The organism is Pseudomonas sp. GW821-FHT09C08 (assembly GCF_059418125.1).
In genome coordinates, this window is the sequence record NZ_JBWKPG010000006.1 from 75,723 (window position 1) to 93,906 (window position 18,184).

16 protein-coding genes are annotated in these 18,184 nt (G+C 64.5%); 15 read left to right on the top strand and 1 reads right to left on the bottom strand.

Going from position 1 to position 18,184, the window contains the following annotated elements; translation table 11 throughout:
• A complete protein-coding gene (locus AC07OJ_RS21205; RefSeq protein ID WP_495095117.1) occupies positions 1 to 2,184 on the bottom strand; it encodes a TonB-dependent receptor in 2,184 nt (727 codons plus the stop codon).
• Positions 2,185 to 2,393: 209 nt separating this feature from the next.
• Between AC07OJ_RS21205 and AC07OJ_RS21210 the strand changes: the two genes are divergently transcribed.
• The 15 genes from AC07OJ_RS21210 to AC07OJ_RS21280 all read left to right on the top strand — a co-directional run bounded on the left by AC07OJ_RS21210 (position 2,394) and on the right by AC07OJ_RS21280 (position 18,179).
• On the top strand, positions 2,394 to 3,434 hold the full coding sequence (locus tag AC07OJ_RS21210; RefSeq protein WP_495095118.1) for a LacI family DNA-binding transcriptional regulator: 1,041 nt from the start codon (positions 2,394 to 2,396) through the stop codon (positions 3,432 to 3,434).
• Positions 3,435 to 3,698: 264 nt separating this feature from the next.
• On the top strand, positions 3,699 to 5,396 hold the full coding sequence (gspE, locus tag AC07OJ_RS21215; protein ID WP_495095119.1) for a type II secretion system ATPase GspE: 1,698 nt from the start codon (positions 3,699 to 3,701) through the stop codon (positions 5,394 to 5,396).
• A complete protein-coding gene (gene gspF / locus AC07OJ_RS21220) occupies positions 5,393 to 6,589 on the top strand; it encodes a type II secretion system inner membrane protein GspF (RefSeq protein WP_495095120.1) in 1,197 nt (398 codons plus the stop codon). Before gspE ends, gspF begins: the two co-directional genes overlap by 4 nt.
• Before the next feature lie 20 nt (positions 6,590 to 6,609).
• Positions 6,610 to 7,020 (top strand): type II secretion system major pseudopilin GspG, encoded by a 411-nt coding sequence (gene gspG, locus AC07OJ_RS21225; RefSeq protein WP_106803214.1) that lies wholly within the window; start codon positions 6,610 to 6,612, stop codon positions 7,018 to 7,020.
• A 7-nt stretch (positions 7,021 to 7,027) separates the two neighbouring features.
• Positions 7,028 to 7,453, top strand: a complete 426-nt coding sequence (locus AC07OJ_RS21230; RefSeq protein WP_282397082.1) for a pilus assembly FimT family protein — start codon at positions 7,028 to 7,030, stop codon at positions 7,451 to 7,453.
• The gene (locus tag AC07OJ_RS21235) at positions 7,450 to 7,782 is read left to right on the top strand and encodes a prepilin-type N-terminal cleavage/methylation domain-containing protein (protein WP_495095121.1); all 333 of its coding nucleotides are present in this window, start codon (positions 7,450 to 7,452) and stop codon (positions 7,780 to 7,782) included. The genes AC07OJ_RS21230 and AC07OJ_RS21235 overlap by 4 nt, the downstream gene beginning before the upstream one ends.
• Positions 7,779 to 8,387, top strand: coding sequence for a prepilin-type N-terminal cleavage/methylation domain-containing protein (locus AC07OJ_RS21240; RefSeq protein WP_495095122.1), 609 nt, complete (start codon positions 7,779 to 7,781; stop codon positions 8,385 to 8,387). The genes AC07OJ_RS21235 and AC07OJ_RS21240 overlap by 4 nt, the downstream gene beginning before the upstream one ends.
• Entirely contained in the window at positions 8,384 to 9,085 is a 702-nt protein-coding gene (locus tag AC07OJ_RS21245) for a general secretion pathway protein GspK (RefSeq protein ID WP_120449158.1), read from the top strand. The genes AC07OJ_RS21240 and AC07OJ_RS21245 overlap by 4 nt, the downstream gene beginning before the upstream one ends.
• Positions 9,082 to 10,074, top strand: coding sequence for a PilN domain-containing protein (locus tag AC07OJ_RS21250; protein WP_106803219.1), 993 nt, complete (start codon positions 9,082 to 9,084; stop codon positions 10,072 to 10,074). The genes AC07OJ_RS21245 and AC07OJ_RS21250 overlap by 4 nt, the downstream gene beginning before the upstream one ends.
• Complete coding sequence (gspM, locus tag AC07OJ_RS21255) at positions 10,049 to 10,648, top strand: type II secretion system protein GspM (protein ID WP_495095123.1); 600 nt, start codon at positions 10,049 to 10,051, stop codon at positions 10,646 to 10,648. The genes AC07OJ_RS21250 and gspM overlap by 26 nt, the downstream gene beginning before the upstream one ends.
• The gene (locus tag AC07OJ_RS21260; protein WP_495095124.1) at positions 10,645 to 11,163 is read left to right on the top strand and encodes a type II secretion system protein, XpsN-like; all 519 of its coding nucleotides are present in this window, start codon (positions 10,645 to 10,647) and stop codon (positions 11,161 to 11,163) included. The genes gspM and AC07OJ_RS21260 overlap by 4 nt, the downstream gene beginning before the upstream one ends.
• 5 nt (positions 11,164 to 11,168) lie before the next feature.
• Complete coding sequence (gene gspD / locus AC07OJ_RS21265; RefSeq protein ID WP_495095125.1) at positions 11,169 to 13,292, top strand: type II secretion system secretin GspD; 2,124 nt, start codon at positions 11,169 to 11,171, stop codon at positions 13,290 to 13,292.
• A 739-nt stretch (positions 13,293 to 14,031) separates the two neighbouring features.
• Complete coding sequence (locus AC07OJ_RS21270; protein WP_065903555.1) at positions 14,032 to 16,425, top strand: TonB-dependent receptor plug domain-containing protein; 2,394 nt, start codon at positions 14,032 to 14,034, stop codon at positions 16,423 to 16,425.
• A 16-nt stretch (positions 16,426 to 16,441) separates the two neighbouring features.
• Entirely contained in the window at positions 16,442 to 17,413 is a 972-nt protein-coding gene (locus tag AC07OJ_RS21275; protein ID WP_065903553.1) for an amino acid ABC transporter permease, read from the top strand.
• Positions 17,406 to 18,179 (top strand): amino acid ABC transporter ATP-binding protein, encoded by a 774-nt coding sequence (locus AC07OJ_RS21280; RefSeq protein ID WP_065903551.1) that lies wholly within the window; start codon positions 17,406 to 17,408, stop codon positions 18,177 to 18,179. Before AC07OJ_RS21275 ends, AC07OJ_RS21280 begins: the two co-directional genes overlap by 8 nt.
• Positions 18,180 to 18,184: the final 5 nt, after the last annotated feature.

Here is an 18,184-nt window from a genome sequence, read left to right on the forward strand (position 1 = left end):
TTAGAAATCCTTGCGCAGTTGCACGCCGAAGTAACGTTCATCGTCACGGGGCACGGCGCGGTAGATGTAGTTGCCGCCGGTGGCCAGCAGCGGTGAGTAGGACTTGTCGGCAAGGTTCTTGGCCAGCAACGCCACGCGCCAGCCGTTGCTGTAGTCGGCCAGGGCCACGCTGGCGTTCCAGATGCCGTAGGCGCCTTGTTTGGTGTCGACATTCTGGCTGATGTCGTACTGCACTTCGCTCTGCCAGCTGTAATCGGTGCCCAGTTCGATGTCCAGGCCGTTATCCAGCGGGATTGTGTAGTCGGCGCGCACGTAGCTTTTCCAGTCCGGGCTGTAAGGCAGCGGCTTGCCATTGACATTGCAGGTGGCCGCCGCGCCCGCCGGGCAGGCGAATTCATCGATGCGTGCACGGGTGTAGGCCAGGGCACCCGAGAATTTCAGCTGTTGGGTGGCCTGCAAGGCGTAATCCAGTTCGACGCCCTCGGTGCTGACGCTGCCGGCGTTGATCAGGCGCGTGACCACCTGCCCGGCAACCGTGTCGAAAAAGTTGGCCTGGTAGTTGTCGTAATCGCTGTGGAACACCGCCAGGTTGGTGGTCAGGCGGTTGTTCCAGGCCGTGGCCTTGATCCCGGCTTCCCAGGTGTTGGAGGTTTCCGGCTTGAGCGCGTCGGTGTCACGCGCCAGCATGTTGAAGAACACGTTGTACGCCGGGCCTTTGTAGCCGCGCGAGTAAGTGAGGTAGCTGGTGATGTTGTCGGTGATGTCGTACTGCACGCCGAGGCGCCCGGACCAGCCATCCTCATCCACCGAGCCGGAACTCGAGGTGGCCGGTTGAATCCCGCTGACCAGGGTGGCAGAGGTGGAGGTGCGACGGTGATCGTATTTCAGGTCGTCGTGGGTATAGCGCAGGCCGGCGATGCCGCGAAAGCGCGAGGTGAAATTCAGCGTGGTCTCGCCGAATACCGCGTAGCTGTCGCTGGTGGTGCTGTAGTCGGCTATCCCACGGTTGGTGCGTGTGGTGGTCGTCAGCGTGCGCTGGTAGGTCTCTTTGTCTTTGCCGTGCATGTAGAACAGGCCGCCGACGTACTCCAGGAATTCACCTTTGGGTGAGGCCAGGCGCAGTTCCTGGGAGTATTGGTCGAAGGCCAGCTCGCCTTTGTCGGCGGTGCCGGGGAACGCGGCGGTGACGCTGCCGAGGCGGTCGCCATCCTGGTACTGGGTGTTGTCCCAGCCGCGCCAGGCGGTGATCGAGGTCAGGGTGTAGTCGCCCAGGTTCCAGTCCAGTTGCGCAGACAACCCCTTGTTGGTGTCTTCCACATGGCTGCGGGTGTCGGTGTTGATATCACGGTTGTCGCTGGAAGCGCGCACCGGGTTCAACGCATTGGCGAAGGCCGGGGTGAGGGACTTGCTCACCACGCCATTCGGCGCATCGTCGTGGGACTGCATGTAGTCGGCGATCAGGGTCAGTTTCACGTCGTCATTCGGGGTGAATTCCAGTTTGCCGCGAATGCCCTTGTGGTTGTAGCCGTTGACCTCCTGGCCATTATGTTGGTTGTCGACGTTGCCATCGTAGCTGCCGAACAACGTGCTGATCGAGCCCTGGAGTACGTCCGGCACCAGGCTGCCGCCGATACCGAAGCGGGTACGGCTCTCATTGCCACTGTAGTAGGACTGGTCGATATAGCCATGGGTTTCGGCCGTCGGCGCCTTGCTGGTGATGTTCAGCACGCCGGCCGAGGCGTTCTTGCCGAACAGCGTGCCTTGCGGGCCGCGCAGTACTTCGATGCGTTCCAGGTCGAGCAGGTCGAGGGTGGCCTGGCCAGGGCGCGCGTAGACCACGCCGTCGACTACGGTGGCCACGGTGGGCTCGACGCCAGGGGAGGTGGAAATGGTGCCGACGCCGCGCACGAACAGCGACGTGTCCTTGTTCGATGCGCCGGTGCGGAAGTTCAGTGACGGCACTTGTTGTGCGATGCTCGCCACGCCGTTGCGGTTGTCGCGCTCCAGTTGCTCGCCGTCCAGGACGGAGACCGCCACCGGGACTTTTTGCAGCGACTCTTCGCGGCGGGTAGCCGTGACCGTGACGGACTTGAGCGTCGGTTCCGCCTCGTCGGCGGCAAAGGCGCCGGGTACGGGGAGGGCCGTCAAACCGGCGAGTAAAAACAAGTGAGTGCGTCTGTGCATGCTGTGTCCGCTCGAAAGAAATGCCCTGAACCGCTGCGGTTCTTGCGACCGTCAGCGCCTGTGAAACTGTCTTGGGCATTCGCTCGAGCGAGTAGCAGACAACGCGCTTTGTTAGCGCTAACATCGGCATTATTGGTAGGTCTGGTTTAGAGCGTCAAATACTAAAAAATTAGCCCTATATTCTTTTTGGTTTTTAACAGGATCATCCCGTGAGCGAAGACAAACCGCGCAAACGCCGTGGCGCCGGGCGCGTCACCTTGAACACCGTGGCGCGTCAGGCTGGGGTATCGGCGATTACCGTGTCGCGCTATTTCAACCAGCCGGAACAGGTCTCGCCCGAGCGTCGCGAGCGCATCGCCGCGGTAGTCGCCGAACTCGGCTATGTGCCCAACCTGGTGGCCGGCGGGCTGGCTTCGGCGCGAGGGCGGATCGTGGCGATGGTGATCCCGAACATCTCGGGGCCGATCTTCGCCAATACCATCCAGGGTTTCAGCGACACGCTCAGCCGCCACGGCTACCAGCTGTTGCTGGCGTCCAGTTACTTCAGCGCCGAACAGGAAGAAAGCGCGGTGCGCGCCTTCCTCGGCTGGTCGCCGGCGGCGCTGGTGCTGACCAGTCGCTTCCACAGCGCGGGCACCGAAAAGATGATCGCCGACGTCGATATCCCGGTGGTGGAAACCTGGGACTACGTGCCAGAGCGCGAGCCGTTGCAGATCGGCTTTTCCCACTACGACGTGGGCGTCACGGCCGCGCGCTACCTGCATGGCAAAGGCTATCGGCGCATCGCCTTCGTGCAGAACAGCGCCCCGGGCGACTTCAGCGCGTTGGAGCGGCGAGACGGGTTCGCCGCGACGCTGACGGCGTTGGGCGTCGACCCCTGGGTATTCGCCCCCGACGCTGACCGCGCGCCCTTTGAAGCGGGCAAGCAGGCGATGGAAACCCTGATGGGCCATGCGACACCGCCCGACGCGATCTTCTTCGCCAATGACAACCTGGCCGCCGGCGGCCTGTTGGCCGGGCAGCGAGCCGGCGTGAAGATCCCGCAGGACTGCGCGGTGCTGGGGTTTGGCGATTATCCGTTTGCCGAAATGTTGTTGCCGAGCCTAAGTACGATCAAACCGCCGGCCCTGGATATCGGTGTATTAGCAGCGACGCGGGTTCTGCAAAGTTTGGGCGTATTGCCGGTTGAAGAAGAAGTTCAGCGCTTGAATCTTTTGCAATGTCGCTTGATCGAGCGCGAAAGTGCCTGAATAACTAAGTAAGTGGCTAATTGCAATTAGCCAAATCCTGACGGCAGGTAACGAAGGCTTTAAATCAAGGGTTGTACCGGAAATCCGGGACAGTCCTTGGCTATTCTTTTCAGTTTGTTTCCGAGCTTCCGGAACTAGCGTTGTAACTTCCAGTCGATAACCCCGGTTAACTTCGACTGCGGCGTGGCGAACTAATGGCCTTTTACCTTTAATGCCCAGTAGTTCCAAATAGCCATACTTTCTCGCAATCAGACACCCACTACTATGTCGTCCATGCCTATCGATGCCTGCCATCTGCAGATACCGCACACCGACCAAGTGTGCGCGTGGCTGATGCAGCACGCCGGGCTGAAAACCGTCGACCTGGAGCGTGCCCGGCGCTTGTCCACCGATGCCGGCGACCTGCTGGGGCTGCTCACGCGCCTGGGGCTGGTCTCGGAAATCGAGCTGGCGCGTGCCTGGGCCGGCCTGCTCGGTGCGCCGCTGCTGCTGGCGGATGCCGCGCCGCCGCTGCTCGACCCTTTGCCGGCGCTCACCGAGCGCTTCATGCGCCACTACCAGGTGGTGCCCATGGGCTGGAACCAGGGCGGGCTGCGCGTGCTCGCGGCCAACCCGGCGCAGGCCTATCCGTTCCACGCCCTGGCCTACGCCTGCCAGGTGCCGGTGTGGCTGGCGATCGGCCCGCGTACTGAAGTCGACACGCTGATCGAGCGCTATTACGGCCAGGGGCGTTCCGCCATGGGCACGCTGATCGAGAACCTCGATGAGCAGGGCGGCGCGCTGGAAGATATCGAACACCTCAAGGACATGGCCTCCGAAGCGCCGGTGATTCGCCTGGTCAACCTGATCCTGCAGCGCGCCGTGGAACAGCGCGCGTCGGATATCCACATCGAACCCTTCGAAAGCCAGCTCAAGGTGCGCTACCGCATCGACGGCGTGCTGCACGACGCCGAGGCGCCGCCGGCCAGTTCGTCGGCGGCGGTGATCTCGCGGGTGAAAATCATGGCGCGCCTGGACATCGCCGAGCGGCGCCTGCCCCAGGACGGGCGGATCATGCTGCGTATCCAGGGCAAGGAACTGGACCTGCGGGTCTCCACGGTGCCCACCAGTTTCGGCGAATCGGTGGTGATGCGCCTGCTGGACCGGCAAACCGTGCAGTTCGACTTCCCCAGCCTGGGCTTCGACGGCCAGCGCCTGGCGGCCTTCCTCGATCTGCTGGAGCGGCCACACGGCATCCTGCTGGTCACCGGGCCCACCGGTTCGGGCAAGACCACCACGCTGTACACCGCGTTGGCGCGGCTCAACACCACCGAACGCAAGATCATCACCGTGGAAGACCCGGTGGAGTACCAGCTCGAAGGCATCAACCAGATCCAGGTCAAGCCGGCCATCGGCCTGGACTTCGCCGGTGCGCTGCGCTCCATCGTGCGCCAGGACCCGGACGTGATCATGATCGGCGAGATCCGCGACCTCGAAACCTGCCGCATCGCTATCCAGTCCTCCCTCACCGGCCACCTCGTGCTGTCCACCCTGCACACCAACAGCGCCGCCGCGAGTATCACGCGGCTGCTGGACATGGGCGTGGAAAGTTACCTGATCGCCTCGACCGTCAGCGGCATCCTGGCGCAGCGCCTGGTGCGACGGCTGGACCCGGCCACGCGCGTCGCGTTCGAAGCACCGCCGGAGCTGGTCGAGGAACATGGCCTCGACCGCCTGACCGAACAGCGCCCGATCCTGCTCTACCGTGGCAGTTATCACGGCCGCAGCGCCATCACCGAACTGTTGGTGATGAACGATGAGCTGCGCAGCCTGCTGATGCGCCACGCCGACGCCGACACTCTGGAGCAGGCTGCCCGTCGTGCCGGCCTGCGGACCTTGCATGAAGAAGGCCTGCGCCAGGCCTTGGCGGGCATTACCTCGCTGGAAGAAGTACTGCGCGTCACCCGTGGAGAGGGCGCGTGAGCCTGTTCAAATTCCGCGCCCTGGACAGCCAGGGTGCCACGCAGAGCGGCACGTTGGATGCCGCCGACCAGGCTGCCGCCGTAGCCGCCTTGCACAAGCGCGGCTTGTTGCTGCTGCACATCGAAGCGGCGGGCAGCCGGCTGCTGCGCAACACACGCGGGCCGTTGAAGGGCGCAGCGCTGGTGAGTTTCACCCAGCAACTGGCCACGCTGTTGGGCGCCGGCCAGCCCCTGGAACGTGCCCTCGGCCTGTTGCTCAAACAGCCCGGCCCGCCCGCGGTGCGCGCGTTGATCGAACGCATCCGCGAGCAGGTCAAGGCAGGCCAGACGTTATCCGCGGCGCTTGCGCAAGAGGGCGACAATTTTTCCCCGCTGTACCTGAGCATGGTGCGTGCCGGTGAAGCTGGCGGCGCGCTGGAAAGCACCTTGCGCCAGCTCAGCGATTACCTGGAGCGCAGCCAGTTATTAAGGGGCGAAGTGATCAATGCGCTGATCTATCCCGCGTTCCTGGTGGTCGGCGTGCTCGGTTCCCTGGCGCTGCTGCTGGCGTATGTGGTGCCGCAATTCGTGCCGATCTTCGAGGACCTGGGCGTGCCGATTCCATGGATCACCGAGGTGATTCTCGCGCTCGGCCAGTTTCTCGGTCGCTATGGCCTGGCGGTGTTGACGGCATTGATCGTGATGGCCTGGACACTCGCCGCGCGCCTGCGCGATCCCCTGCGCCGGCAACGCCACGACCGGCGCCTGCTCGGCCTGCGCGTGATCGGTCCGCTGCTGCAGCGGGTCGAAGCCGCGCGTCTGGCGCGGACCCTCGGCACCTTGCTCAGCAACGGCGTGGCGCTGCTGCAAGCGTTGGTGATCGCGCGGCAGGTCTGCAGCAATCGCGCGCTGCAGGCCCAGGTGGCGCAGGCGGCGGAGTCGGTGAAAGGCGGTGGCACCCTGGCCAGCGCGTTCGCCAGCCAACCGCTGCTGCCGGAGCTGGCCCTGCAAATGATTGAGGTCGGCGAACAGGCCGGTGAACTGGACAGCATGCTGCTCAAGGTGGCCGACATTTTCGACGTCGAGGCCAAGCGCGGCATCGACCGCCTGCTCGCCGCGCTGGTGCCGTCGCTGACTGTGGTCATGGCCGTGCTGGTGGCGGTGATCATGCTGGCGATCATGCTGCCGCTGATGAGCCTGACCAGCAATATATGAACCTTCAAGGAGCCAGACTGATGAAATCTTCACGCCGCCAACGCGGTTTCACCCTGCTGGAAATGCTCGCGGTGATCGTGCTGCTGGGCATCGTCGCAACCATTGTGGTGCGCCAGGTCGGCGGCAATGTGGACAAGGGCAAATACGGCGCGGGCAAGGCGCAGCTGGCGAGCCTGAGCATGAAAATCGACAGCTACGCCCTGGATGTCGGCTCGCCGCCCAACAACCTGCAGCAGTTGGTGGACAAGCCCGGCAACGCGGCCAGTTGGGCCGGGCCATACGCCAAGCCGTCGGACCTCAAGGACCCGTTCGGCCACGCCTTCGGTTATCGCTTCCCCGGTGAACACGGCGCTTTCGACCTGATCTTCTACGGCCAGGACGGCCAACCGGGCGGCGACGGCTACAGCGCCGACCTGGGCAATTGGGAGTAACCTGGCGATGGCCCAGCGCGGCTTTACCCTGCTGGAGATGCTGGTGGTGATCCTGCTGCTGGGCGTCGCTGCCGGGCTGCTGGGGCTGGGGGTGCGCCAGGGGCTGCAGGCGGCGCAGGAGCGGCGGGTGGTCGGGCAACTGGTCGATGCGCTGCGCACCACGCGGGCCGGGGCGATTGTCGACGGCCAGGTAGCGCGCACGGCATTCGATTTGCCGGGCAGGACTTTCCAGGCACCGGGCCGTGCGCTGCAACACTGGCCGCCTGAGTTGCAGGTCAGTTTGCACACGGCAGAACAGGCGGGATCGGCCATCGAGTTTTACCCCGATGGCAGTTCCACCGGCGGCCATCTGGTGTTGGCCAACGGCAGTCGGCGTTGGCGCATTGATATCGGCTGGCTGACCGGCAGCGTCCAGTCCCGGGTGCTGCGATGAAACGCCAGGCAGGGTTCACCCTGCTCGAAATGCTCGCGGCGTTGACGCTGATGGCGGTGTGCAGCACGGTGCTGCTGGTCGCGTTCGGCCAGAGCGCGCGCTCGTTGGCACACGTCGCCCGCAGCGATCGGCTCACCCACGTGGCGCTCACCGTGCTGGACCAGGAAGCGGCCGGGCGCCTGGTCGAAGGGCGCAGCCAGGGCGAACTGGATGGCATCCACTGGCAACTGACCCGTACCCGCCAGCAGCCGCAGCTGTTTCGCCTCGACCTGAGCGTGCGCGAAGGCCAGTACCAGGCACACTTCAGCACCCTGAAGGCACGCCTGTGACGCGCCGCGAGCAGGGCTTCACCTTGCTGGAAATCCTTGAGGTCCTGAGTTTGCTCAGCGTGTTGCTGGTGCTGGTGGGCGGCGCATTGCTGGGCGCCAATCGCGCGGTGGCCAAGGCCCAGCGCTACACAGTCAGCCTGGATGAAAGGCGCGCCGCCCAGCAGTTTTTGCGCACGGCAATCAGCGAAGCGCTGCCCCTGGATGTGACCGAGGACGACAGCCAGGCCGATGGGTTTTTTGTCGGCACGCCCGAGCGCCTGCAGTTTGTAGCGACCTTGCCCGGTGTGCTCGGCGGCGGCATTCAACGCTTCACGGTGCAAAGGACCGGGCAGCAATTGCAGGTGGCGTTTTCGCGCTTGGAATCGGCCAGCACCGTCGCGCGTGATGAGCCGCAGGTGCTGCTCGACCACCTGCAAAGGTTGCAACTGAGCTATCGCGGGCTATCCCCGCTGGGCCAACCGACTGGTTGGATCGACACCTGGCCGTGGCCCCGGCGCCTGCCGGCGGCGGTGCGTATCGCCGCGCATGTCGACGGACCGGTGCCCTGGGTGACCCAGGTAATTGCCCTGCGCCTGAACCTGTCCAGCGGGAGCGTCGAGGAATGAGGCGCCAGCGCGGTGCCGCGCTGCTGCTGGTGCTGTGGGTGCTGGCCTTGCTCGCCGTGTTGCTCGGCGGCCTGGCCGGCTGGGTGCAACTGGAAAGCCGCCAGGCATTGTGGCTGCGCCAGCACACCCAGACCGTACTGGCCGCCGAAGCCGGCATCGCCATGGCCATGGCTGATCGACACTGGATCGCCGATGGCCGCGACAGGGCCTTGAGTTTTGATGACGCGCAGGTGCAGGTGAACCTGCGCAGCGAGCGCGGCAAGCTCTACCTGATCAACGCGGAGGCGCAGGACCTCATGCACCTGGCCCTGGCCTGCGGCGCCAGTCCGGCCGAGGCCGGGCAGTGGGTCAAGGCGCTGGAGGCGCGACGCAACCAGGGCCTGGCGCCGTTTCGGGTGCTGGAAGAAGTGCGCCAGTTGCCCGGCATGACCCAGGCGCTGTACAGCCAACTGCTGCCCGAGATCACCTTGTGGAGCGACCTCGATCGCCCCGACCCGGCCTTCGCCAGTCCCTTGATGCGCCAGGCACTCAACCTGCCACATGCGGACGCCGAGGGCGCCGACCCGGGCGAAGTGCTGGTGGTCGACAGCCGCGCCCAACGCCCCGGCGGCTATCAGGCCCGGCTGCAAGTCACGGTTTTATTGAGCCCATCGGAGGACAGCGCACAACCCTACCGGGTGCTGCGTTGGCAAGAATGAATCGACTCGAACCCATCGCCCGACACTGGCGTGGCAGCCTGCTGCAACAAGGCTGGCGCCTGTGGCTCGCGGAACTGCGCGGTTGCCTGCCGCGTTGGCTGGTGCTGCGCGAACCGCCGGAGCAGATCCACCCGTGGCCGCTGACGGCGCCGGTTGCCGTGGATAGCACGCGCCAGGTGCTGATGCTCGCGCCCGAGGCAGTGTTGCTGCAAACCGTGCAACTGCCGCTGGCAGCCGCGCGCAACCTCAACGCGGTGGTCGGCTATGAACTGGACCGCTACACGCCGTTCGAAGCCGAACAGCTGTACTTCGTCGCCCGCCAGGAGCGGCGCACGTCCAGCCACCTTGAGGTGACATTGGTCGCCATCCTGCGCGAGCGCCTGGACCAGATCCTTATCGACTGCGCAGCGTTCGGCCTGCATCCCCATCGGGTGGATGTGGCCAATCTGGGCATCGACCTGCTTCCGGCGCCGTTGCGTCCGCGTCAACGCCCGGTGGGCAAGGGCTTGCAACGTAGCCTGCCGTGGCTGTGCGGCGCCTTGCTGATCGCGGCGATGCTGCTGTGGCTCAACGACCGCCAACGCGTGCTCGACGCCATGCACGCCAGTGTCCAGCAACAAAAGGCCGAGGTCGCGCAGGTGCATGCGCTGCGCCAGCAACTGCTCACGACACGTGGTGCGGCGCAGTACCTGACCCGGCGCAAACTGGCACAACCGCCCCTGGCTGCGCTGCTCAATGACTTGACCACCTGCCTGCCCGCCGACACTTGGCTCGACCAGCTGGATGTGAAGGACGGCGAGATTTCGTTTGCCGGGCAAAGCGCCAAGGCCAGCGCCCTGATTACCCGGATCAAGGGCTGCCACAGCCTCGAAAACGCCCAGTTCGAAGGGGTGATTCAACCCGATGCCCGCACCGGCAAGGACCAGTTTGCCTTGCGCGCTCATCTACGCCAGGAGGCCGCCGATGCGCCGACCCCTCACACCCCGTGAACGTCGCGGCGCGGCCTTGCTGTTGTTGGCCATGGTGGTCGGCGCGGCCTATTGGCTGCTGATCGACAGCTGGTTCGCCGGCCCCCTGCGCGCCATGGGCGAACAGGCCGAGCAACTGCGCGAGCAGCAGCAACGCTACGCCGGCGTGCTGCGCCAGGGCGATTCCCTGCGCCAGCAACTGGAGCAGGCCAGGCAGGACCCGGCCAGCAGCACCAGCTTGTTGCCGGGGGATGACCCCGACGTGGTCGCCGCCGACCTGATGCAACGCCTCGCCGACCTGATCAACAGCCACGCCAACCTCGGCGGCGGCTGCAGCCTGACCCAGCGCCAGCCGATCACCCCGGAGCAGGACGACGGCGAGCCCTATCGCCAGGTCAAGGTCAGCCTCACCCTCAACTGCGCCATCGAGCCGCTCACGGCGATCCTGCACGAGCTGGAATACCAGCCGCCGTTCCTGTTCGTCGATTCACTGCGCGTGCGCCGTGCCCAGCAGGCCCCGGCCAGTGGCGGCGCGGGCCGACTGGTGGTGCAGCTGCTGGTGCGCGGCTATCTGCAACCGCAGGGGGCGCGATGATCAGTGCCTTGCGCCCCCTCGAATGGGGCCTGCTGGTCCTGGCTGCCGCCTTGGGCGTGTTGATGGCGGTGATCCTCAGCAGCATCGGCGATGAACCGCAGTGGCTGCCCGAGCCCGCCGCGCGGGCCCATCCTTCCGCCAGCGTGCAGGTGGCGCCCAGCGTGCCGTTGGAAAGCCTCGCCGCCACCTGGCAGGCGCCGCTGTTCAGCCCCGATCGCCGCCCCGATCGTGTGGTCGGCAACGCCCAGGTGTCGAGCCTGGCCAACCTGACCCTCAGCGGGATCATGATCACCGGCAACCTGCAGATGGCGATGCTCAAGCAGGCCGATGGCCGCGCGTTGACTGTGCGCCTGGGGCAGACCCTGCCCAACGGCTGGCGCCTGGAACACCTGACCCCGCAATACGCCCGTTTTGTGCTGGACGGCCGCACGCAAACCTTGAGCCTCTACGCCAGGCGCTTGCCGCCGCCGTCCTCCCGCCCACCGACTTCTCTTCCCCGCGAGCCCCTCCCTTGATCGATATGCGCACCTCAACGTTTTGCCTGGCCACCGCCATTGCCCTGGGTGGCTGTGGCGCCTTTCCCGAGCGTCTCGAGCCGGACGACGATCTGCTCCACGAAGCCATGCAAGGCACCGGTTCGCAACGTCCGCCCAGCGCACCGCCCGTGGCCGAAAACCCGCAGGCGGCCATCCCTGCGCCGCCGCAGCGCCAGCTGATTCGCGGCAACCAGCAGTTCGTGCGCCAGCCCGCCGCCACGGCGCAGGGGAAGGAGGAGGGCAGCGGCGATATCGTGTTCAACTTCCAGGACCAGCCCATTGAAGCGGTGATCAACAGCGTGATGGGCGACCTGCTGCATGAGAATTACACCATTGCCCAGGGCGTGAAGGGCAATGTCAGCTTTTCCACCTCCAAGCCGGTGGACAAACAGCAGGCGCTGTCGATCCTCGAAACCCTGCTGTCGTGGACCGACAACGCCATGATCCGCCAGGGCCAGCGCTACGTGATCCTGCCGGCCAGCCAGGCCGTGGCGGGCAAGCTGGTGCCGCAAATGCCGGTGGCCAAGCCGTCCAGCGGCTTGTCGGCGCGGCTGTTTGCGTTGCGGTATATCTCGGCGACCGAGATGCAGAAACTGCTCAAGCCGTTCGCCCGGGAGAACGCATTCTTGCTGGTGGACCCGGCGCGCAACGTGCTCAGCCTGGCGGGCACCCCGGATGAACTGGCCAATTACCAGGACACCATCGACACCTTCGACGTGGACTGGCTCAAGGGCATGTCGGTAGGCGTATTCGGCCTGCAACGCGCCTCGGTGGCCGAGCTGATGCCCGAGCTGCAGAGCCTGTTCGGCCCGGACAGCGGCATGCCCCTGGCCGGCATGCTGCGGTTTTTGCCGATCGAGCGCACCAACTCGGTGGTGGCGATCTCTTCACAGCCGCAGTACCTCAGCGAAGTGGGCGACTGGATCCGCACCATCGATGAGGGCGGCGGCAACGAGCCGCAGATGTACGTCTACGATGTGCGCAACATGAAAGCCTCCGACCTGGCCAAATACCTGCGGCAGATCTACGGCAATGGCGCGATCCAGGACGACACCCCGGCCAGAGTCGCACCGGGCCTGCGCACCACCACCTTGTCGTCGCTCAACAGCAGCGGCGGCGGCTTGCAGAACACTCCGCCACCGCCTGCCGATGAGCCCGAAGCCACCGGGGAAACGCCATCCGCCGCGCCGGATAAAAGCCTCGAGGCCGGCACCCGCATCACTGCACAACAAAGCAGTAACCAACTGCTGGTGCGCACCCGCCCGGCACAGTGGAAAGAGATCGAAGCCGCGATCAAGCGCCTCGACAACCCACCGCTGCAAGTGCAGATCGAGACCCGCATCCTCGAGGTCAAGCTCACCGGCGAGCTGGACCTCGGCGTGCAGTGGTACCTGGGGCGCCTGGCGGGCAATTCCGCCAGCACCACGGTGGCGAATGCGTCGGGCAGCCAAGGCGCCCTGGGCGGCGGCGGGGCAGGGCTGGGCGCGACGGATTCGCTGTTCTACTCCTTCGTCAGTTCCAACCTGCAAGTGGCCCTGCACGCCCTGGAAACCAACGGCCGTACCCAGGTGCTGTCGGCGCCGTCGCTGGTGGTGATGAACAACCAGCCGGCGCAGATCCAGGTCGGCGACAACATTCCCATCAGCCAGACCACGGTGAACACCGGCGATGCGGACACCACCTTGAGCAGCGTCGAATATGTACAGACCGGGGTGATCCTGGATGTGGTGCCGCGCATCAATCCGGGTGGCCTGGTGTATATGGATATTCAACAGCAGGTCAGCGACGCCGAGAACCCGGGTTCCAACAGCGACACGCCGGTGAACCCGCGCATCTCCACGCGCTCGGTGTCGACCCAGGTCGCGGTGCAGAGCGGGCAGACGGTATTGCTCGGTGGGTTGATCAAGCAGGACAACGCCGAGAGCGTCAGCGCGGTGCCGTACCTGGGGAAAATCCCCGGGTTGCGGTGGTTGTTCGGCAATACCAGCAAGTCCAAGGATCGCACCGAGTTGATAGTGTTGATCACGCCCAAGGTGATCACCAGCAATGGCCAGGCGCGGCAGGTGACAGATGATTATCGGCAGCAGATGCAGCTGCTGCGGCCTTGAACCGACCGGTGTGGTCAACATGTAGGGGCTGGCAAGCCAGCTCCCACACAAAAGCCAATCAGCTTTTGATCCGGCTTTTGATCCGGCTTTTGATCTTGATCCTCAGGCGCCCCATTAACCACGCTGGCCGAAAACAGGTAGTACGGAGCGGGTAAACCGGCAGGACGCCGGTTTAGCCGCGACGGGGCAGGGACGCCCCGTCGCGGCGGCCCGCTTCGGGCTGCCTGTTTTCGGGCACACCGAGCCTAGGCGAGGTGCCGAGTGGTGGGGCAAGAGCGTTTTGCTTACTTTTGCGCTTTTCAAAAGTGAGCCGCCGTAAGGGCGGAACCCATAGCCGCCGTTACCCAGATAACGGATATGTACCCTCACCCCCACCAAACATAATCTCAAAAAGACATTACCAAAAAGAATAAAACAAATAACAAATAATGAATTCAGAGAATATTAGCTTATACCCAAATAGCATTATATTTTTGATATCCATTCCTTTATGTTGAATCCAACAGCCTACCCCTGACCTCGGATGGTACCCAGCGTAATTCAGATTCTGCCCGCCACAACCGGGTCACGCGCCCCGCGGCAGAATCGTTGGAAGGGAGTTCGACGTATGTTGCCAATTCAATCCCCGCACCTGCCCCACACCTAGTTCCAATCGCCGCGACACCCCTTGAAAAACATCGAGCACCGCGCACGACCGCGTGATTGCCCGACCTCGCGATTTGGAAAGTCTGGAGTGGCTATGAAGCACGTTTTACAACCGACCGCCGTAGTGGCCCTGGCAATCCTGGCCGCTGCGGCCCAGGCCCAGGACGACAGCACCCTGTCTACCGTGGTGGTCACCGGTAATCGTGGCGCCGAACAGCGCACGGTCACCAGCAGCCCGGTGCCGATCGATGTGGTCAGCGCCAAGCAATTGCAGAGCACCGGCAAGCCCGGTCTGATGGAAGCCCTGAGCGCGGTGATCCCGTCGCTGACCCTGCCGGAAAAGACCGGCTGGGACGCCAGCGGCATTGCCCGCGCACCCAACCTGCGTGGCATGAGCGCCGCCGAAGTGCTGGTGCTGGTCAATGGCAAGCGCCGCCACACGGCCGCGACCTTGAATATCAACGGCATCAACACCGGCGCGGCGCCGGCCGACCTCGACCTGATCCCCATCAGCGCCATCGACCATGTGGAAGTGCTGCGCGACGGCGCCGCTGCCCAGTACGGCTCGGATGCCATCGCCGGGGTGATCAACGTGATCCTCAAGGCCGACACCAGCGGCACCTCGGTGACCAATGTCGGCCAGGGTTATGACGGCAAGAAGCAGACCGTGCAGCAAAGCCTCAACAAGGGCTTTGAAATCGGCAACGGCGGCATCGTGCAGCTGGCGCTGGATGCACGCAGCCAGAACGATGACAACAAGGCCAGCGCCAACGGCTACACCTACGCCCAGGCCTATGAGCAGGCCGGGCGCTCCACCTACGGCGGCTACGGCACCCCCAAGACCAACCTGCTGACCCTGGGCTACAACGCCGAGTTGCCGATCGACGACAGCTTCAGCCTCTACTCCTTCACCACCTATTCGCGACGCAAGGCCGAGCAGGGCCAGAACTTCCGCCTGCCGACCATCACCAACACCATCACCACCGGACCCAACGGTTACCCTGGCGGCTACACGCCGACCTGGTTTATCGACGAGGACGATTTCCAGGCCGCGTTGGGTGGCAAAGGCACGGTCGGCGAGTGGGACTGGGACTTATCCACCACTTACGGGCGCAACGACGCAGAGCAGGGCACCACGCATAACCAGAACCCGTCGCTGGGCGAGGCCACGCCGAACCACTTCACCTCCGGCACCTGGATTTCCACCGAACTCACCACCAACCTCGACTTCAAGCGCGGCTTCGACATCGGCCTGCAGAAGCCCCTGGACCTGAGTTACGGCTTCGAGCATCGACGTGACACCTATGAGGTCCAGGCCGGTGATTATGCGTCCTATGCCAACGGCGGCTACTGCGTGGCGCCGGGCAACTGTGCATCGTCCGGGGCGCAGGTCACCAACGGCATTTCGCCGGATGAAGAAAGCAGCGCCTCGCGCAACAGCCTGGCCAGCTATGTCGACGTCGGCTTCAATCCCGTGCCGGACTGGTACGTGGGCACCGCCTTTCGCTACGAACACTACAACCAGGGCGTGGGCGCGACCCGCAGCGGCAAGCTGACCACCCGCTATGACTTCACCCCGCAGTTCGCCGTGCGCGCCACCGTGAGCAATGGCTTCCGTGCACCGTCCCTGGCCAACAGCCTGTTCAGTGCGCGCTCGACCACGTATGGCGTGGTGAACGGGGTGTACCAGTCGATCAACTACGGCGTGCTGCCGGTCGGTTCGGCGGCGGCCAAGGCCCTCGGTGCCGAGGAACTCAAGCCCGAGCGCTCGACCAACTTCAGCCTCGGTTTCACCCTGACGCCCACCGATCGCCTGAACTTCACCGCCGACGCCTACGTGATCAACCTGCGTGACCGCATCACCCTCACCGGCACCTTGCTCGGCCCCGAAATCACCCAGGTACTGCAAGGCAACGGCATCACCTCCACCTCCGGCGGGCAGTACTTCATCAACGGTGCCGACACCCGCACCAAAGGCCTGGACCTGGTCGGCAACTACAGCCAGGACCTGGGCCAATACGGCGCGCTGAAGTGGACGGCGGCGTTCAACTGGAACCAGACCAAGATCCTCAACTACAAGGAGTCGACCACGATCCTGGGCACCGCCTATGACCTGATGGACCGCCAGGCGCGCAACCTGATCACCGGTGTGCAGCCCAGTACCAAGCTGATCCTGGGCGGCGACTGGAGCATCGACCGCTTCAACCTCAACCTGGCCCTGACCCGCTACGGCTCCTACAAGGAGGTCAACGTCTCCGATGACCGCAGCCTCGACCGGGTCTACAGCGCCAAATGGATCACCGACCTCGACCTTGGCTACAACCTCACCAAAGACCTCAACGTGGCCATCGGGGCCAAGAACCTGTTCGACGTCTACCCCAAGAAACAAGGCGTACCCAGCAGCACCATGGTCAGCAGCTACGGCACCTATTCGCCCTTCGGTTTTACCGGTGGCTACTACTACACCCGCTTGACCTATGCCTTCTAAGGCCGAGGAATAAACCATGCCCATCGTCGCCAAATCCTATGACCTGATTGATGAGGTCACCGACCAGCCGGTTCGCCAGAGCCGTGTCTCCACGCCGATCAAGGCCCTGCAGGTGGTGCCGGCCCGGCACCCCTGGCGTTGGGCAGGGTCGATCTTTGCCGCGCTGGTGCTGCTCGCCATCGTGCACTCCCTGGCCACCAACCCACGCTGGGAGTGGGGCGTGTTCGGGCAGTGGTTCTTCTCGCCGTCGGTGCTGCGCGGCCTCGGCCAGACGCTGTTGCTGACCCTGCTGAGCACCGTGTTCAGCATCATCCTCGGCACCGCGCTGGCGCTGGCGCGGCTGTCGGGGTCGCCGTTGCTGGCGGCCCTGGCCTGGGGCTATATCTGGTTTTTCCGCTCGATGCCGGCATTGCTGGTGCTGATCATCCTCTACAACTTCGCCTACCTGTACGACCACATCGTGCTCGGCGTGCCATTCACCAGCGTGGTCTTCGCCGAGTGGTCGACGGTGGACGTGCTCAGCCAATTCACCGTGGCGGTGCTCGGGCTGAGCCTGATGCAGGCGGCCTATGCGGCCGAGATCATTCGCGGCGGCCTGATCGGCGTCGACGCCGGCCAGCATGAGGCCGCGGCGGCCCTGGGGCTGCCGGCTTCGCGGCGGATCTTCCGGATCATCCTGCCCCAGGCGCTGCGCTCGATCCTGCCGTCGGGTTTCAACGAAATCATCGGCCTGGTCAAGGGCACCTCGATTGTCTACGTGCTGGCCCTGCCGGAGCTGTTCTACACCGTGCAGGTCATCTACAACCGCACCCAGGCGGTGATCCCGCTGCTGATCGTCGCGACCGTCTGGTACCTGATCATCACCACCGTGCTCACCAGCGCGCAGTACTACGTCGAGCGCCACTTTGCACGGGGCACCGCGCGCGTGTTGCCGCCCACGCCGCTGCAACGCATACGCGGCTGGCTGAAGGAGAAAACCCATGGCTGAAGCACGCGCAGGGCGTATCCAGATCCAGGGCGTGGGCAAGCGCTTTGGCAACCAGCAGGTGCTCAAGGACATCGACCTGACCATCGATCCAGGCAAGGTCACGGTGATTCTCGGGCCTTCGGGCTCGGGCAAATCCACCTTGCTGCGCACCATCAACCACCTGGAGAAGATCGACAGCGGGCACATCACCATCGACGGTGAATACGTCGGCTACCGGCGCAAGGGCGACCTGCTCTATGAACTCAAGGAGCGCGAGATTCTCAAGCGGCGTATCGACGTCGGTTTCGTGTTCCAGAACTTCAACCTGTTCCCGCACCTCACTGCCTGGGAAAACATCGCCGAGGCGCCGCTGGCCCACAAGCGCTGGAGCAAGGCCGAGGCGCAGGCCAAGGCCAGTGAACTGCTGGCCAAGGTGGGCCTGGCCGACAAGGTCGACGCCTACCCGCGCCAGCTCTCCGGCGGCCAGCAACAGCGCGTCGCCATCGCCCGCGCCCTGGCGCTGGACCCCAAGGTGCTGCTGTTCGATGAACCGACCTCGGCCCTCGACCCGGAACTGGTGGGCGAGGTGCTCGACGTGATCAAGGGCCTGACCCAATTGGGCGTGACCCTGGTGATCGTCACCCACGAAATCGGCTTTGCCCGCGAAGTGGCCGACCACGTGGTGTTCCTCTGTGACGGGCAACTGATTGAAGAGGGCCCGCCCGAACAAATTTTCCGCCAACCCCGACATCCCCGCACCGTGGCCTTTCTCGGCAAGGTGCTTTAGTTCAA

Bases quoted from the DNA above. Each gene is read 5' to 3' on its own strand.
- AC07OJ_RS21235 (WP_495095121.1), top strand. From the start codon at position 7,450: ATGAAACGCCAGGCAGGGTTCACCCTGCTCGAAATGCTCGCGGCGTTG.
- AC07OJ_RS21270 (WP_065903555.1), top strand. From the start codon at position 14,032: ATGAAGCACGTTTTACAACCGACCGCCGTAGTGGCCCTGGCAATCCTG.
- AC07OJ_RS21230 (WP_282397082.1), top strand. From the start codon at position 7,028: ATGGCCCAGCGCGGCTTTACCCTGCTGGAGATGCTGGTGGTGATCCTG.
- gspG (WP_106803214.1), top strand. From the start codon at position 6,610: ATGAAATCTTCACGCCGCCAACGCGGTTTCACCCTGCTGGAAATGCTC.
- AC07OJ_RS21260 (WP_495095124.1), top strand. From the start codon at position 10,645: ATGATCAGTGCCTTGCGCCCCCTCGAATGGGGCCTGCTGGTCCTGGCT.
- gspM (WP_495095123.1), top strand. From the start codon at position 10,049: ATGCGCCGACCCCTCACACCCCGTGAACGTCGCGGCGCGGCCTTGCTG.
- AC07OJ_RS21280 (WP_065903551.1), top strand. From the start codon at position 17,406: ATGGCTGAAGCACGCGCAGGGCGTATCCAGATCCAGGGCGTGGGCAAG.
- AC07OJ_RS21275 (WP_065903553.1), top strand. From the start codon at position 16,442: ATGCCCATCGTCGCCAAATCCTATGACCTGATTGATGAGGTCACCGAC.
- gspE (WP_495095119.1), top strand. From the start codon at position 3,699: ATGTCGTCCATGCCTATCGATGCCTGCCATCTGCAGATACCGCACACC.
- AC07OJ_RS21250 (WP_106803219.1), top strand. From the start codon at position 9,082: ATGAATCGACTCGAACCCATCGCCCGACACTGGCGTGGCAGCCTGCTG.
- AC07OJ_RS21205 (WP_495095117.1), bottom strand. From the start codon at position 2,184: ATGCACAGACGCACTCACTTGTTTTTACTCGCCGGTTTGACGGCCCTC.
- AC07OJ_RS21245 (WP_120449158.1), top strand. From the start codon at position 8,384: ATGAGGCGCCAGCGCGGTGCCGCGCTGCTGCTGGTGCTGTGGGTGCTG.
- gspD (WP_495095125.1), top strand. From the start codon at position 11,169: ATGCGCACCTCAACGTTTTGCCTGGCCACCGCCATTGCCCTGGGTGGC.